The organism is Streptomyces griseoruber (assembly GCF_001514205.1).
Taxonomy (GTDB): Bacteria; Actinomycetota; Actinomycetes; order Streptomycetales; family Streptomycetaceae; genus Streptomyces; species Streptomyces griseoruber.
This window is the reverse complement of the sequence record NZ_KQ948764.1, coordinates 796,168-812,036: the sequence shown is the minus strand read 5'-3', so window position 1 is coordinate 812,036 and position 15,869 is coordinate 796,168. Positions and strand designations below refer to the sequence as shown.

Sequence of the window (15,869 nt, the reverse complement as noted above, 5' to 3'; positions counted from 1 at the left end):
CGCTGTGCCCCGTATCGCCCTCGTCACCTGCCGGCCCGGACCCGAGGTCGCCGTCGACCGGGATCTGCCGGGGCTGGTGGCGGCGCTGAAGGAGGCCGGGGCGGACGCGCGGGCCGTCGTCTGGGACGACCCCGACGCCGACTGGGCCGGCTTCGACCTCGCCGTCATCCGCTCCACCTGGGACTACAGCTGGCGCGCGGCCGAGTTCCTGGCCTGGGCCGAGAAGACCGGCGCGGCCACCCGGCTGGCCAATCCGGCCGAGGTGATCCGCTGGAACGGCGACAAGCGCTACCTCGGCGCGCTCGCGGCCGCCGGGGTCGCGACCGTCCCGACCCGCTACCTCGCGCCCGGCGAGCCGGCCGGTCTCCCCGACGACCACGAGTACGTCGTGAAGCCGACCTCCGGCGGGGGCGCCCGCTTCGCCGCCCGCTACACCCCCGACGAGCACGACACCGCCGTACGGCACCTCGCGCGCCTGCACGCCGAGGGCTTCACCGCGATGGTGCAGCCCTATGTGCGGGGCATCGACGCGGCCGGCGAGCGGGCCCTGCAGTTCTTCGGCGGCCGTCTGCTGCACGCCAGCCGCAAGGGCGCCGTCCTCGCGCCCGGCACGCCGTACGACGAGCGCAAGGTGGCCCACCCCGGCCTGGAGGCCTGGCAGCCCACGGACGCCGAACTGGCCGTGGCCGAACAGGCCCTGGCGGCCGTACCGGGGGCCCCCGAGCTGCTGTACGCGCGTGTGGACCTCGTGGACGGCGACGACGGCCGCCCCCAGGTCATGGAACTGGAACTGGTCGAACCGAACCTGTTCCTGTCCCTGCACACCGGCTCGGTGGCGGCGGTCGTGGTGGCGATCCTCGCGGCGGCCCGCTAGCACCGAGCGGCGGCCCGCTAGCACCGAGCGGCGGCCCGCTAGTACTGCCCGTACTGCCGCTCGTGCAGTTCCTGCTGCTCGTACGGGCCGGGCCCGGGGCCGTTCCCGTCCCGGACCGTCGCCCGCTGGAGCAGGCCCCAGGTGAACTCGGCGATCACCTCCCTGGGCGCGCCCAGCGCGTCCGGCGCGGTGAACGCCAGTCCCCAGCGGCCGGGGGCGGTCCCCTCCAGCGGGCGGGCCGGGGCGAAGGCGTGCGCGACCTCGTCGACCGTGCAGGACCAGGGGGCCAGGTCGTCCAGGGTGTTCAGCGCGGGGCCGGGCTGCCGCGGGGCGCGGACCAGCCAGTCGTTCCAGACGGAGTTGTTCGGCGCGAGCAGAACCTCGAAGCGCAGGTCGGGCCAGAGCGGGATCGGCCACTGCCAGGACTCGCAGTCGAGGTCGCCGACGCGGCGGGCGGTCCTCGACTCGGGCTCACCGAGGACCGAGCGGTAACGGGAGAGGGCGCCCCGTGCGTGCGGGGAGTGGACCATGGCCTGCCAACGCTTGTTGGCCTCCCTCATCTGCGCCAGGGACACCCCCAGGTCATGGCGGGCGTCGTCCACCAGATCCGGGTTGTGGTCGGCCATGCGGCGCAGCAGCACGAGTTGGAAGTCGGCGACACTGAAGGTGCCGGCGAGACGTTTCGGGGTCGGCATGCCCCCATCCTGGCCCACCGAGGCGTTCCAGCATGATTCCAGCGACGAACCCCGGGCTTTTACGCCTGGGAGGAATCAAAGACGGTGGGGGGCGTGGCGGTTCACTTCCCTCGATCGGGTGATCCGTCCCGAACGTGTGGTGGTGCCTCGCACGGGTGTGTACGTTCGGTGAGCCGTGCAGGCGGCGGCACTCGGGGCGACCCTGCACGCCTGCGACGAGGCGGCCACCTGGGCGAGCGAGGTCGCGTTCGAGAAGGGCGTGAAGCGCTGCCGGAAAGCCGACGGGAAGCCGATCTTCCGTCCGCGGGGCGCGCAGCCGTACGACGACCGGATGCCGCTGGCGCCCTGCGAGGTGCCCGAGGCGCCGCTGAACACCGATCCGCATGACGTCCCCGGCATCGACCTGGGCATCGTCGACATCCGGCGTACACCTCCCGCACCTGCGCCGAGTGCGGGCGCATCGACAGGGCGAACCGGCATGCCGGAACTGGACGCAAACGCCACGTCACCGCCAGTGGCACCCGTTGTGCAAGCCCGGGACTTGAGTCCCGGTGTAGTTGACGACCATTGCCCAGCGCAGCGCCATATGACAGCCTGTGTTCGCCATGCCGATCGCCTGTTGAAATTTCGAACGCAGGCCAGGGACGAAACAGGGAGGGGGCCGGTCGTGGGACGCCTCGTACCAGCCGTGACCCGAGCTCTCGACATTCTCGAGCTCTTCCTCGACGGGGACGGGACGCTCTCCGCCCCCGACATCGTGCGCAGGCTCCAGCTCCCGCGCACCACGGTGCACGAACTGGTGACCACGCTCGCCGCGCGCTCCTATATCGTCCCCGTGCCCGGACAGCCCGGACGGTACCGCCTCGGGGTCCGCCCGTACCAGCTCGGGAGCCGGTACGCCGAGCAGCTCGACCTCGCCGCCGAGGGTCAGCAGATCGCCCGCAGTGTCGCCGAGACGTGTGACGAGACGGTCCACGTGGCGATCCTGGAGGGGACGGACGTCATCTACATCGCCAAGGTCGACTCCACGCACGCGGTGCGCATGGTCTCGGCCGCCGGCCGCCGGCTGCCCGCCCACTGCACCTCCGTCGGCAAGATGCTGCTGGCCTCCCTGCCCGAGAGCGAGCTCTCCGCCCGGGTCCCCGACGACGCCCAGCTCGTGCGGATGACCCCGAACAGCATCACCGAGCCCGCCGCCCTGCGCACCGCACTCGCGGAGATCCGGCACCGGGGCGTCGCGGTGGAGAGCCGCGAGTCGAACCCCGACGTGAGCTGTGTGGCCGCCCCCGTCCGCGACCGCACCGGCCAGGTCGTGGCGGCCCTGTCGATCTCCGTCCCGATGATCCGCTGGAGCGACGAGCGCCGCGTCGAGCTGGAGCAGCTCGCTGCCAAGGGCGCCGCGGAGCTCTCCGAACTCCTCGGCTACCGGAGCGTGGCATGAGCACCTCGTACGACATCGCGGTACGGGCCGAGGCCACCCTCGGCGAGGGCCCCACCTGGGACCCGGCCACCGGCCGCCTGCTCTGGCTCGACATCCTCGGCTCCCGGCTGCACACCTACGACCCCTCGACCGGCCACCGCACGGTCCGGGTCACCGACCAGCACGTGGGCGCGGCCAAGCCCCGCGAGGGCGGCGGTCTGGTCCTCAACCTCCGTGACGGCGTGGCCCTGCTGGACGAGGACGGCGCCTTCCGCTGGCTGCACCACGAGCCGGTCCCCGGCCGCCGCGCCAACGACGCCGCCGTCGCCCCCGACGGCTCCCTGTGGGCCGGCACCATGCGCTACGACGAGGCGCCCGGCGGCGGCACCCTGTCCCGCTTCACCGGCGACGGCACCACCGAGGTCTTCCTCGACGACGTGGCGGTGAGCAACGGCACGGGCTGGAGCCCGGACCACTCGCTCATGTACTACATCGACTCCCCGACCCGCCGGGTCGACGTCTTCTCCTTCGCCGGCGGCCGGATCTCCGACCGCCGCCCCTTCGTCGGGATCGAGGAGGGCGCCGGCTTCCCCGACGGCCTCACCGTCGACGCGGACGGCTGTGTCTGGGTTGCCCTCTGGGACGGCGGCGCGGTACGCCGCTACACCCCCAAGGGGGAACTCGACCGCGTCATCACCCTCCCCACCCCCCGGGTGACGGCCTGCGCCTTCGGCGGCTCCGACCTCACCGACCTCTACATCACCACGGCGACGGTGGGCCTGACGGCCCCGCACCCGGTGGCGGGCTCCCTGCTGGTGATACCGGGCGCGGGGAAGGGCCTGCCCCAGCCCGCGTTCCAGGGCTGAGGGAGGCCGCCGAGAGGCCGCCTGAGGGGGCCACCCCTACTGCAGCCCCACCCGCTTCAGTTCCTCCCCGGTCAGCGGCGGGCCGCTCAGCGGCGGTTTCAGCGGGCCCGCCGCGGCGGCCAGCAGGACGGACGGGGCCAGCAGGACCCCGGCTCCCCGCTCCAGCGACGTCACGTCCGTCACCCGCCGGGCGATCCGTCCGTTGCCGGTCGCCGTCAGCATCAGCCGGCCCACGTACGCCGACAGCACCCGGTCCCGTACCGTCGGCCCGCCCTCCGTCGCCCCCGGATAGAACACGTCCTGCCCGATCGCGAGATCCCACGCCGCCCCCGCCGGCCGGACCACCGCCCGCTGGACCCGCCGCGCCAGCCCGGCCGCCCCCCATCCGTACCGCCGCACCACGTCCCGCAGCAGCACCGCACTCTGCGCGGCGACGGCGAGACCGTGCCCGTAGAGCGGGTTGTACGCGGCCAGCGCGTCCCCGAGCACCGCGAAGTTCTCCGGCCACCGCGGCATCCGCTCGTAGAAGTGCCGCCGGTTGAGCGTGGCCCGCGTGTACGACACGTCGGTCAGCGGCTCGGCCCGCTCCAACAGCTCCCCGATGACCGGGTGGCGCAGCTCCTCCCGGGCGAACCGGACGAAGTCCCCGGCGTCGGCGGAGGGTTCACCGCCGCGCGTACCGTTGAGGGTGACGATCCAGCGCCCCTCCTCGATGGGCAGCAGAAAGCCGGCCCGCCCCGGACGCGCGTCCCGCGGATCCGGCTGCACGTTCACGATCGGATAGCCGGACCGGGCCTGCTCCGGAGCGAGATAGAGCCGGCTCGCGTAGGCCAGCCCCGCGTCGACCTCACGCCGCTCCACCTCGGGCAGCCCCAGCTCCGTCAGCCACCGCGACGCCCGCGAGCCGCGCCCGGTCGCGTCCACGACCAGCCCGGCCCGCAGCACCCGTACGGCGTCCCCCTCCCGGCTGCGGACCCGCACCCCGGTGACCGCCTCCGCGGTGCCCTCCAGCCCCAGCACCTCGGTGCCGTCGAGCAGTTCGACCCGCTCGTCCGCGAGGACCTGCGCCCGGACCGTCGCGTCCAGCAGGTCCCGCCCGGCGAGGATCACGTGGTGCGACTCGGGCCAGCGCCGGAACCAGCCGCGCGGCCCCATGACGACCATGTCCGTGGTGACCGGATGCCGGCGCGCCCCGGCCGCCCACAGCGCCTCCGTGGCGCCCGGCAGCAGCTCCGTGAGCGCCCGCACCCCGCCCGACCACAGCATGTGGGCGTGACGGGCCTGGGGCAGCCCCTTGCGGGGCTCGGGACCCTCGGGCAGGACGTCCCGCTCGACGACGACGACCCGCTCGGCGAGACCTGCCAGGGCGGCCGCCGCGAGTATGCCGGCATGGGATCCCCCCAGGACTACGGCGGTTCTGGCGGGGGTGGGATCTTCAGTCATGCGGGGACATGCTCTCTGCCGGGGCGGACCGCGAGCTCACGGACCGCGTCGATGTCATCGGGATGCCGGAGAACCTCGGACACGGCCTGGATCTCCCGCAACAGATAAGTCGTGTCCGCCCCGGCCCCCGGCCCCGGCGTTCCGCGCACGGGAACCGACCGAGCCACGGGGCCGGACGCCTCAAGCGGGCCGGACGCCCCGTGTGGGGCGGGCATGCTGCCCGGGTTGGGCGCCCCCTGCGGGCTGGGCACGCTGCCTGTGCCGGACGCCTCGCCAGGGCCGGACGCCTCGCCAGGGGCGGGCATCTCGCCCGGGGCGGGCGCCCTGTGCAGGGCGGGCACGCCGCCGGGGCTGGGCTCCCCGAGCGGGGTGGGCACGCTGCCCGGGCCGGGTACCTCGCCCAGGCCAGACACTCCAAGCGGCGCGGACGCCGAGGCCTCGGCGTGCGTCGGTCCGGGGCTCATGCCCTGGGCTTCCGCATCGTGGGCCTCCGCCCCCGCGCCCCGCGTCGGCGCGCGCGTCGCGCCCCGCGTCCGCGCGCCCGTGCTCCCGGGCAGCGTCTCCTCCAGGCGTGGGCCCGCGCCGCGGGCTCCCGCGATGGCGGCTCCGGTGCCCAGGGCCGGGTTTCCGATCGGCGCGGTGTCACCGGAGCGGGGGGAACGGTCCACCCCGTCGGCCGGGCCCTCCGGCGACGGCTCTCCTCGGCGGCTCGCCGCCACCGCCGCCTGGATCGTCACCGCCGCCGCCAGGGCCTGGGCGCGGCCGCGGTCGTGGCCGAGGGCGACCGCGGCGTCGTAGGAGCGCCTGCGCAGGTCGTCGTCGAGGTGGCGGGAGAGCTGGAGGACGGCGTCACGGATGAAGGTCTCGCGGCGGATCAGCCGGAGTTCGGGGGTGGCACGCAGGGCGAGCGGCTCACGGGTGCCGACGACGGGGCGCATCAGCCGGGCGAGCGGGCCGAGACCGCGGTGCAGCCGGCGGACCCGCCAGCGCTCCTGGAGGTACTGGCCGGCGTGCGGCACGATGAAGCCGACCGCGACCAGGGTGGCGGCGACACAGGCGGCCGACGGCGCGATGTCGGTGTTCAGCCAGTCCAGGTCGTGCCCGGTCCAGCGGGCCACCACGGCCGTCAGCTTGGCCGCGCTGAACAGCAGGTTCGTCGCATACCCGGCCCCCAGGAAGCGCAGCCCCCAGCGCAGCCAGGCGTCGAGGCCCTCGGTGCGGCTCCAGTTCCAGATCAGCCCGGCGGTGACCGAGCAGGCCACGGTGTGCGCGAGCAGATAGAGCAGGATCTCCTCCCGCATGAAGGGCGTGGTGGCGTAGTACGTGTCCAGGTCCCGGATCCGCTCCACGGGCACGTCGGCGAGCGCGAACAGCACCCACAGCGCGACCACGACCCCCGCGTACACGGACACCACCCACCGGGTGGCGCGCCGGGTCTGGGCCGAGCGCTCGGTGAGGTTGTTGCGCCAGGCGATGACCAGCAGCAGCCAGGACGCGGAGAGCGCGGTGAGCAGGGAGTACACCCAGGGCGCCGCGATGTTGGGGACCCCGGTGACCCGGTTGGTCCAGGCGATCGTCCTCGGGGCGGCGAACACGAACACCGCGCAGGCGAACAGCAGCAGCCCGCCGACCGCGCGCAGCAGCGGGTCCCGCCACAGCTTGAGGATGCTGGGCAGCTTGATCGCCAGGGCGGCGCCCAGCACCACGGTGGGCAGCCAGAAGGAGATGTGCAGACCGTGCATCACCGGGCCGCGCCCCCGCGTCCGCGGTAGCCCAGCGTCCGCTGCACCGGTGAGGTCTCCCCACCGGCCCCGCCCTCGGCGAGATAGCGCCGGAAGCGGGCCGCGAGCCGGTGCCCGAAGTCGTCGGCCTCGGCCTCGTCGGCCTCCCGGGACCCGTTGCGGGCGGCCACCGTCAGCGCCATGGACTCCCAGCCGCGCCGACCGGCGAGGACCCCCGCCGCGTCCCGGCCGGCACCGTGGTGGTGCCGGTGCCCGGCGTGCAGATGCCACAGCTCATGGCCGAGGATGACCAGCTGCTGCACGGCCTCGGCCCGCTCCTCCACGATGACCAGGTCGAAGTCGCGGAACTCCACCCACAGTCCGGTCACACCGATCTCGTCCGGGAACCGTTCGAACCGCAGCTCCACGGGGCGTCCGCCGCGCCGCGCGGCCATCGCCTCGCACAGGGCCCGGGACACCTCCCGCACCCCGGCGGGCCGCCGGGGCCTGGCCCGCAGCGCCGCGGAGAGCGCACCGGTCAGTTCGCGCATGGCCGGTCCGGTCCTCGGGCGCCGCAGCGCGGAGGCGATCCGGGCCGCCGTCCCGCGCGCGCCCGCGATGTCCATCAGGTCCCGCCCCCTTCTCGCCGCCGTGGGGCGGCCCGCCCGGCGCCTTCCGGTCGCGGCTTCGAGCCTACGCGGCTGGTTGTGTCCGCGTCACGAAAAGATTCGACGGGGCCGGGACCGGAGCCGCGGCCGCGATAGAAAGCGCTATCAGACTTCGTGTCGAAACCATTGACGCGCAAACGCATCGATTTTACGGTCGCGTTCGAAGTTACGTTCATGATCCGAAATGCCGAACGATGCTGAAGTGATGGACCGACCGACGACAGGGGCAAGGTATGGCACGACCTCGCCTGAATCGCAGGCAACTCCTCACCGCCGCGGGCGGTGCCGTGGTCGCGGGCAGCCTCGGTTTCGCCGCCCTCGGCACCGGCGCCGACGCGCTCGCGGCCGGCAGCCGCACCCGTATCCGCTACGGGAACCTCTTCCAGGGCGGCGACGGCGCCAACCAGGTCGCGATGGTGGACGCCTTCCGCAAGCGGCACCCCAGAGCCAGATCGTGCGGGGCGTCGCCCACACCGGTCTGGCCGGACAGTAGAGGGGACCGCGTTGCGCCAAAGACTCGCAACCCTGCTGGCGGCGGCCACCCTGGCCCTCCTGCCGGCCACGGCCCAGGCCTCCACCACCTACCCCGACCCCCAGCCGGTCACCGGCCGGCGGATCATCCACGACCCCACCGTCCTGCGCCTCAAGTCCGGCGGCTACGTGGCCTATTCGACCGGCGGGATCATCGGCGCCCGCACCTCGAAGGACCGCGTGCACTGGGACGACGCGGGCAACGCCTTCGCCGCGCCGCCGAGTTGGTGGTACGAGTACAACGCCACCGGCGACCCCTGGGCCCCGGACATCTCCTACCGCGCCGGCCGCTACTGGCTCTACTACGCCGTCTCCTCCTGGGGCACCAACCACTCCGCGATCGGCGTGGCCACCTCCCCGACCGGCCTGCCCGGCACCTGGACCGACCACGGCAAGGTCCTCACCTCCGGGACCACCGACGCCTGGAACGCCATCGACCCGGCCGTGATCCACGCGGACGGCCGCCTCTGGATGAGCTTCGGCTCGTACTGGACGGGCATCCGCATGGTCGAGCTGAACCCGATGACGGGCAAGGCCGTCCAGGGCGCCACGGTCCATCATCTGGCGACCCGCCCGGACGCCCCGTACGCGGTGGAGGGCCCGTACATCGTCCGGCACGGCCGCTCCTACTACCTCTTCGCTTCGTACGACCAGTGCTGCGCCGGCGTGCACTCCACCTACAAGATCAGGGTGGGCAGATCGACGTCCGTCACGGGCCCCTACGTGGACAGCACAGGCACGTCTTTGCTGGACGGAGGCGGCGACCTCCTCCTGGAGGGCCACGGCAGATACGTGGGCACGGGCGGAGAGTCGATCTTCAGGGACAGGGGCAGAGATGTCCTGGCGTACCACTACTACGACGCGGAGGACGACGGCACGCCAAAGCTGGGGCTGAACAGGCTCAGCTGGACAAGAGACGGCTGGCCCCGCGTCCTTTAGGGGCGCGGGACCGTATCGAGATGCGGCTCCGCCGCGTGGGCGCGACCAGCCCCCACCCACCCGCAGAAGAAACCGAACCTGGAAGGAAAAGATGAGCACCGCCCGCTTCACCCTCGACCCCGCCTTCACCATAGGCGAGGTCAACCCCCGCGTCTTCGGCTCCTTCGTCGAACACCTGGGCCGCTGCGTATACACGGGCATCTTCGAACCGGACCACCCCACAGCGGACAAGGAAGGCCTCCGCCAGGACGTCCTCGACCTCGTCCGCGAACTCGGCGTCACCGCCATCCGCTACCCCGGCGGCAACTTCGTCTCCGGCTACAAGTGGGAGGACTCGGTCGGCCCCGCACAGGACCGGCCCCGCCGTCTCGACCTCGCCTGGCGCTCCACGGAGACCAACCGCTTCGGCCTCTCCGAGTACATCGCCTTCCTCCGCAAGATCGGCCCGCAGGCCGAACCGATGATGGCCGTCAACCTCGGCACCCGCGGCGTGGCCGAGGCCCTGGAACTCCAGGAGTACGCCAACCACCCCTCCGGCACCGCCCTGTCCGACCTCCGTGTCACCCACGGCGACGAGGAGCCCTTCGGTATCCGGCTGTGGTGCCTGGGCAACGAGATGGACGGCCCCTGGCAGACCGGTCACAAGACGGCCCAGGAGTACGGCCGGCTGGCCGCGGAGAGCGCCCGCGCGATGCGCCAGATCGACCCGGGCGTCGAACTCGTCGTCTGCGGCTCCTCCAGCCAGTCCATGCCCACGTTCGCCGAGTGGGAGGCGACGGTCCTCGCCGAGACGTACGACCTCGTCGACTACATCTCCCTGCACGCCTACTACCAGCCCGAGGACGGCGACGTCGACTCGTTCCTGGCCTCCGCCGTCGACATGGAGTCCTTCATCGAGAACGTGGTCGCCACCGCCGACCACGTGGGCGCGAGGCTCAAGTCCAAGAAGAAGATCAACCTCTCCTTCGACGAGTGGAACGTCTGGTACATCTCGAAGTGGCACGAGATCGAGAACTCCGGCGCGCGGGACTGGGCGGAGGCCCCCCGCCTCCTGGAGGACAACTACAGCGTCCTGGACGCCGTCGTCTTCGGCTCGCTCCTGATCGCCCTGCTGCGGCACGCGGACCGTGTCACGGTCGCCTGTCTCGCCCAGCTCGTCAACGTCATCGCCCCGATCATGACCGAGCCCGGCGGCCCGGCCTGGCGGCAGACGACGTTCTTCCCGTTCGCCCAGGCCGCCCGCCACGGCCGGGGCCGGGTGCTCGACGTCCGGGTGGACTCACCGACGTACGAGACGAAGAAGTACGGCGAGACCGACCTGCTGCACGCGACGGCGGTCCGGGCCGAGGACGGCACGGTCACCGTCTTCGCCGTCAACCGCAGCCGTACCGAGGCGCTGCCCCTGGAAGTCGCCCTCAACGGCCTCGACCTCAGCTCGGTCGTCGAGCACACCGTGCTGGCCGACGCCGACCCGGACGCCCGCAACACCCTCGCCGAACCCGAGCGGGTCCTCCCGCACCCGGCCGAGGGCACGGCGCTGACGGACGGCACGCTGACGGCGACCCTGGAACCGCTCTCCTGGAACGTCGTCCGGCTGGCCTGAGCCCGCGGGACGCGCGGCGCGTCACAATGTCCGCATGAGGATCTCGGCACGGGCGGACTACGCGGTACGGGCGGTACTGGAGCTCGCCGTACGGCAGGGCGGTGACCCGGTGAAGGCGGAGACGGTCGCCGCCGCACAGGACATTCCGCACAAGTTTCTGGAAGGGATCCTCGGCGACCTCCGCCGGGCCGGGGTGGTCGACAGCCGGCGCGGTGGAGGGGGCGGCTACCGCCTGGCCCGCGACGCCGCGTCGATCACCGTCGCGGACGTGATCAGGGCGGTGGACGGCCCGATCGTCTCGGTCCGGGGCGAACGCCCCACCGGTCTCTCCTACACGGGCTCCGCCCAGCCCCTGCTCCCGCTGTGGATCGCGCTGCGGGCGAACGTGCGCCGGATCCTGGAGGGCGTCACCGTCGCGGACATCGCGGCGGACGCCCTGCCCGACCCGGTGAAGGAACTCGCGGCGGAACCGGCGGCCTGGGAGAACCCGTAGGTCTCACAGGTTTCACACGCCGCTCTCAGCTCGGCCCTCTAGCCTCGCTTCCCGTTAATCCCCACCTAACCGGTGGGGAAGGCAGGGAAAACAGCAGGGAACCAGGGAACAGGTATCTGGGATGCGCACGCTCGTACTGCTCGCCCTCGCGGGCCTCGGCGCCCAGCTCGTGGACGGCAGCCTCGGCATGGCCTACGGCGTGACCTCGACCACGCTGCTGCTGGCCATGGGCACCAATCCGGCCGCCGCCTCGGCCACGGTCCATCTCGCGGAGATCGGGACGACGCTGATGTCCGGCGCCTCGCACTGGCGGTTCGGGAACGTCGACCGGAAGGTCGTCGCACGGATCGGCGTACCGGGGGCGGTGGGCTCCTTCCTGGGCGCGACCGTGCTGTCGCGGCTGTCCACGGAGCTGGCCGAGCCCGCGATGTCGCTGATCCTGCTGGGCCTCGGGCTGTATGTGATGTCCCGCTTCACGTTCCGGGGCCTGCCCAAGGACCGGCTGGGCAAGCCGCTGCGCCGCCGCTTCCTGACCCCGCTCGGGCTGGTCGCCGGCTTCCTGGACGCGACCGGCGGGGGCGGCTGGGGCCCGGTCGGCACCCCGGCGCTGCTGGCCAGCGGCCGGATGGAGCCCCGCAAGGTGATCGGCTCGGTCGACACGAGCGAGTTCCTGGTGGCGCTCGCGGCCAGTCTCGGCTTTCTGCTCTCGCTGGGCTCACAGGGCCTGAAGTGGCCCTGGGTGCTGGCCTTCCTGCTGGGCGGCATGGTCGCGGCGCCCCTCGCCGCCTGGCTGGTCCGGCTGCTCCCGCCGCGCGTCCTCGGCTCGGCCGTCGGCGGCGTCATCGTCGTCACCAACATCCGTACGCTGCTGAGGAGCGACTGGGTGGCCGCGCCGGACGCGCTGAGCACCCTGGTCTACGTCGTCCTCTACGCGGCGTGGGCGGCCGCCGTCACCCATTCGGTCCGCGCGCACCGCAGGGAGCGGGCGGCCGGGGCGCCCGTCGCGGAACGCGAGCCGGCGGCGGCCTGAGGAGGGACCGCCGTACCGCCGCGGCCCTGACCAGTGCGTGGCTGGGGGCCGCGGCGGGGGTGGGTGGGCACCGCCCTGGGGGTCAGGCGGAGTTGACGCCCACGGTGAGGGTGGCCTTGTAGCCGTCGGAGACGCTGGAGCCGAGAGCGGTCAGGGTCAGCAGGCCCGAGGAGGCGCCTCCGTCGTCGTAGATGCTGTCGTCGGCGAGCGCGGTCTCCTTGGTGGTGTTCGCGGAGTACGGCGAGGTCGCCTGGATCTCCTCGTTGATGTCCGGGTCGAAGAACAGCTGACCGGTGTGGATGATGTCGCCGCCGGTGTACGAGTCGTCGGTGAGCGTCACCTCCGTGTGCACGCGCATATGGACGTGCACCGCGCGGGAGACGTAGTGGCCGGGCCAGATCGAGGTGATGCTGCACTGGCCGTTCTCGTCGGTCATCTGACCGCCGCGCAGGAAGGTGCCGTTGTCCTCCTCCGTGTGGCCGTTGCCGCCCACGAAGCCGGAGTACTCGCCGAGGGCGTCGCAGTGCCAGATCTCCACGAGGGCGTCGGCGAGCGGCTCGCAGTCGTTGGCCTGGTCGACGACGGTGAAGGTGTACTGGACCTCGAAGCCCTCCTTGTCCTCCCGGATGTCCTCCCGGACGAGGGCGCCCTCCAGGGAGTACGGACCCTCCGTGACCTCGGCGTTCAGGGTGCAGACGCCGGAGGTGGCCGAGGTGGAGGTGGAGGCCTTGGCCTCGGCGGCCGAGGAGCTCGACTCGCTGGTGCTGGTGTCGGCCGAGGCGATGCCGGCGATCGCCAGCCCGCCGGCGGCGGCGACCGCGCTGCCGCCGATCAGAACGCGGCGGCGCTTCACGCTCTTGTCGAGCCGGTGCCTCCCGGGCTGCTGGTTGTCGTTGGTGTCGTTGTTGTCGAGGATCTCGTGGTGCTCGGTGTTTCCCGTCATGCGGAAGAAACTAGGAGCGCAGCTGAGGAAATCCTTAATGTGCGGCTGTGAAGGACCTGGGGATGCAACGGTCAACCCCCCCGTCATTCACGGCGAGTTGGGGCAAGCCCCGGTCAGCGGCGGGTGGCCGGTCGCTTCGGCGGCGCTATCCGGACCCGCTGCTCGGCGGGCGCGCTCTCGATGTCGTCGAGCTGCGCGAGGATCGTGGCGCGCAGGTCGTCGTAGTCGTCGAAGCGGTGGTCGTTGAACAGGGTGTAGCCCGTCCACATCAGGTTGGCGCACACCCGGGCCGGGACCCGTCCGGTCAGCGCGCCCATGCCGACCAGCGCCACCGACCTGATGCCGCCGGGCGTCCCGTCGTTCTTGCGATGGATCGCCTGGAACGCGGCGGCGCAGGCCAGGGCCACGTTCAGCGTCTCGCTCACGTTCTGCGAGGACTGCTCCATCGTGGGCGTCGAGATCAGGAACTTCGGGTTCGTCGCCCCGGACGGCACGCACACCGCGCTGCCCACCGGGAGCCGCCCGCCGAACTCGTCGCGGATCGCCCGCTGCACCCGGAGCTGGATGCCCGCGCCGAGGTGCCGCTTGACGACGGCGTCCACCCCGCCGTTCATCAGCCCGCGCGCGTTGGTCGGGCTGACCCAGGCGTCGGCCCGCACCTCGAGGATCGAGCCCTTGCGGATCCCGATCTCCGGCGTGTCGGCGAACGCGGCCCGCCAGGCCTCGACCACCTGGGTGTTGACGTCGGTCAGCACCACCTCGAGCGGCGGCTGCACATGGTTCACGGTCATCTTCCACACTCCCGTCGGGGACCGGTCCTTCCAGTGATCACGACGCTACAAGGCCCCACTGACAACGCCCCGCGGCCGAAGGGGCGTTGTCAGACCCCGCTGTTAGCGTCCCGCCATGATCGACGCCAACGCCTCCGCGCAGCCCGACCCGAACGACCCGCTGGCCCTCGCCGAACTGTTCCAGGGCGGCGGTGAACCGTGGCTTCCGCTGCTCAGGCCCGTCATCGAGGCACAGCCGGGCGCCGCCTCGTTCATCGGCCCGGGCCGCGGCCCGGACGTGGTCCCGGTCCGTGAGCTGACCTTCCAGGCGCTCAAGCCGAACCCGCCGCACAAGTGGAAGGTCGTCGTCTTCGGGCAGAACCCGTACCCGCGCCCGGAGAGCGCCACCGGCATCGCGATGTTCGACAACACCTTCCACGACTGGAAGGACAGCCAGTTCGGCCGGGTCGTCAGCATCCGCTGCCTCATCAAGGCGGCGGCGATGTGGAAGTACGGCATCCCGAAGAAGACCCCGATAGCCGACGTCCGCGCGCTGCTGAAGAAGCAGGACACCGTCCTGCCGCCGGAGTGGTTCCAGGCGATGCTCACCCAGGGCGTCCTCCTGCTGAACGCGGCCCTCACCGCGAGCAGCGACGGGCCGCGCGGGGCCGATCCGCACACCGCGTTCTGGCGTCCGGTCGCCGAGCGGATCGTCGAGGAGATCCTCAAGGCCAAGCAGGACGCCGAGGACGAGGAGGACCGCGGTGTCGTCTTCGCCTGGTGGGGAGCGCACGCGCGCAGCCTGAAGTCGGTCGTCCAGCGGCTCCAGAAGAAGTACCCGGACGTCGAGGTCCGGCACATCGACCACTGCAATCCCGCCGCGCAGGGCGACATCTTCTGCGACGGCGACCACTTCGCCCTGGTCAACGACGCCCTCGCGGCGGTGGGCGCGGAGCCGGTCGACTGGCTGCCGAGCGCGGGATGGGACCAGCGGGCGGGGGAGGCCGACGGGGCCGGCGGCGGGGTCGCCGAACGCATGGGCGCGTTCATCACGTCCACCATGGAACTGCACCAGCTCTATCTGGAGCGGCTCTCCAGCGTCAAGGACGAGGGTCTCGTCCTCCCCGGGATCACCGGTGTGTTCGACACCCCGCTGCTGGACTTCCGGGACGCCGTCGGCCCCGTCGCCGGCCTGCTGCGCGGCCTCGACCGGCACGTCCAGCGCTCGCACGACTTCGGCAAGCGGCTCGCGGACCAGCAGCCGGGCAGTCTGTCCGCCGACGCGGTCGCCGCGCTCTACCTCTACACCTGCGAGTCGGCCTTCTACCGGGAGATCAACGCCGTCCTGCGCCACCCCGACCGGTCGAAACTGGTCCCGTACCTGCCGTATCTGCGGCTGCTGTTCTCGGCGGTGTCGGGACTGCCGGTGCGCACCGAGCCGCTGTGGCGCGGCGTGCCGCTGGACCTGCGGTCGCAGTACCCGGTCGGACGGACCGTCACCTGGTGGGGTGTGTCGTCCTGCACCTCCGAACTCGGCGTGGCGCGCGCCTTCCTGGGCAGCCGCGGCAAGCGCACCCTCTTCGAGGTCCAGCCCGCGCGGGCCGTCGGCATCCGCCGGTTCTCCGCGTTCACGGGAGAGGAGGAGTTCATCCTCCTGCCCGGCACCCAGCTGAAGGTGACCGAGGTGAAGGCCGAGCGCGGGGGACTGTGCACCGTGCGGCTGACCGAGTCGGAGGAGCAGCCCCTGGTGTCCTAGATCTCCGGCGTGTGAACGGACCGGGGTGAATGGCCGGAGTTCGCCCTGGCCGCTCCCCAGGGGCCTCCCTACGATTCGATCGCCGCGGTGCTCCACAGAAACCTCACAGGTTCTCCA

Annotated in this window: 13 protein-coding genes and 2 pseudogenes; 9 read left to right on the top strand and 6 right to left on the bottom strand. The window is 72.3% G+C overall.

What is annotated here, in order from left to right; genetic code table 11:
- Positions 1–4 precede the first annotated feature (4 nt).
- On the top strand, positions 5–874 hold the full coding sequence (locus AQJ64_RS08065) for an ATP-grasp domain-containing protein (protein WP_055635695.1): 870 nt from the start codon (positions 5–7) through the stop codon (positions 872–874).
- Positions 875–912: 38 nt separating this feature from the next.
- Here the strand turns inward: AQJ64_RS08065 and AQJ64_RS08060 are convergent, their stop codons facing one another.
- On the bottom strand, positions 913–1,569 hold the full coding sequence (locus tag AQJ64_RS08060; RefSeq protein WP_240512731.1) for a hypothetical protein: 657 nt from the start codon (positions 1,567–1,569) through the stop codon (positions 913–915).
- Between the two features lie 667 nt (positions 1,570–2,236).
- Between AQJ64_RS08060 and AQJ64_RS08055 the strand changes: the two genes are divergently transcribed.
- Both AQJ64_RS08055 and AQJ64_RS08050 read left to right on the top strand, forming a co-directional pair.
- Positions 2,237–3,010, top strand: a complete 774-nt coding sequence (locus AQJ64_RS08055) for an IclR family transcriptional regulator (RefSeq protein ID WP_055635696.1) — start codon at positions 2,237–2,239, stop codon at positions 3,008–3,010.
- A complete protein-coding gene (locus tag AQJ64_RS08050) occupies positions 3,007–3,855 on the top strand; it encodes an SMP-30/gluconolactonase/LRE family protein (RefSeq protein ID WP_055635697.1) in 849 nt (282 codons plus the stop codon). Before AQJ64_RS08055 ends, AQJ64_RS08050 begins: the two co-directional genes overlap by 4 nt.
- Before the next feature lie 36 nt (positions 3,856–3,891).
- Here AQJ64_RS08050 and AQJ64_RS08045 read toward each other — a convergent pair whose 3' ends face one another.
- The 3 genes and pseudogenes from AQJ64_RS08045 to AQJ64_RS08035 all read right to left on the bottom strand — a co-directional run bounded on the left by AQJ64_RS08045 (position 3,892) and on the right by AQJ64_RS08035 (position 7,645).
- Positions 3,892–5,298 carry an NAD(P)/FAD-dependent oxidoreductase gene (locus AQJ64_RS08045; RefSeq protein ID WP_211286464.1) on the bottom strand — a complete coding sequence of 469 codons (1,407 nt, stop codon included), beginning with the start codon at positions 5,296–5,298 and terminating at the stop codon, positions 3,892–3,894.
- Between the two features lie 671 nt (positions 5,299–5,969).
- Positions 5,970–7,040, bottom strand: a pseudogene (locus tag AQJ64_RS08040) (MAB_1171c family putative transporter); the annotation flags it as partial.
- Positions 7,040–7,645, bottom strand: a complete 606-nt coding sequence (locus AQJ64_RS08035; protein WP_206189648.1) for a toxin-antitoxin system, toxin component family protein — start codon at positions 7,643–7,645, stop codon at positions 7,040–7,042. The gene AQJ64_RS08035 and the pseudogene AQJ64_RS08040, both read right to left, overlap by 1 nt.
- Positions 7,646–7,920: 275 nt before the next feature.
- Between AQJ64_RS08035 and AQJ64_RS50605 the strand changes: the two are divergent.
- From AQJ64_RS50605 to AQJ64_RS08015, 5 genes and pseudogenes are all read left to right on the top strand, one after another.
- Positions 7,921–8,130, top strand: a pseudogene (locus AQJ64_RS50605) (extracellular solute-binding protein); the annotation flags it as partial.
- Positions 8,131–8,191: 61 nt separating this feature from the next.
- The gene (locus tag AQJ64_RS08030; protein ID WP_055632831.1) at positions 8,192–9,157 is read left to right on the top strand and encodes an arabinan endo-1,5-alpha-L-arabinosidase; all 966 of its coding nucleotides are present in this window, start codon (positions 8,192–8,194) and stop codon (positions 9,155–9,157) included.
- Positions 9,158–9,248: 91 nt separating this feature from the next.
- Positions 9,249–10,760 carry an arabinosylfuranosidase ArfA gene (gene arfA / locus AQJ64_RS08025; RefSeq protein WP_055632832.1) on the top strand — a complete coding sequence of 504 codons (1,512 nt, stop codon included), beginning with the start codon at positions 9,249–9,251 and terminating at the stop codon, positions 10,758–10,760.
- Between the two features lie 34 nt (positions 10,761–10,794).
- Positions 10,795–11,253, top strand: coding sequence for an RrF2 family transcriptional regulator (locus tag AQJ64_RS08020; protein ID WP_055632833.1), 459 nt, complete (start codon positions 10,795–10,797; stop codon positions 11,251–11,253).
- A 121-nt stretch (positions 11,254–11,374) separates the two neighbouring features.
- A complete protein-coding gene (locus AQJ64_RS08015) occupies positions 11,375–12,283 on the top strand; it encodes a sulfite exporter TauE/SafE family protein (protein ID WP_055632834.1) in 909 nt (302 codons plus the stop codon).
- A gap of 82 nt (positions 12,284–12,365) precedes the next feature.
- On the opposite strand, the gene AQJ64_RS08010 is transcribed toward AQJ64_RS08015, so the two are convergent.
- A complete protein-coding gene (locus tag AQJ64_RS08010; RefSeq protein WP_059202508.1) occupies positions 12,366–13,226 on the bottom strand; it encodes an intradiol ring-cleavage dioxygenase in 861 nt (286 codons plus the stop codon).
- Between the two features lie 113 nt (positions 13,227–13,339).
- A complete protein-coding gene (locus AQJ64_RS08005) occupies positions 13,340–14,017 on the bottom strand; it encodes a macro domain-containing protein (RefSeq protein WP_059202531.1) in 678 nt (225 codons plus the stop codon).
- A 115-nt stretch (positions 14,018–14,132) separates the two neighbouring features.
- On the opposite strand from AQJ64_RS08005, the gene AQJ64_RS08000 reads away from it, so the two are divergent.
- The gene (locus AQJ64_RS08000; RefSeq protein WP_059202507.1) at positions 14,133–15,752 is read left to right on the top strand and encodes an ADP-ribosyltransferase domain-containing protein; all 1,620 of its coding nucleotides are present in this window, start codon (positions 14,133–14,135) and stop codon (positions 15,750–15,752) included.
- Positions 15,753–15,869: the final 117 nt, after the last annotated feature.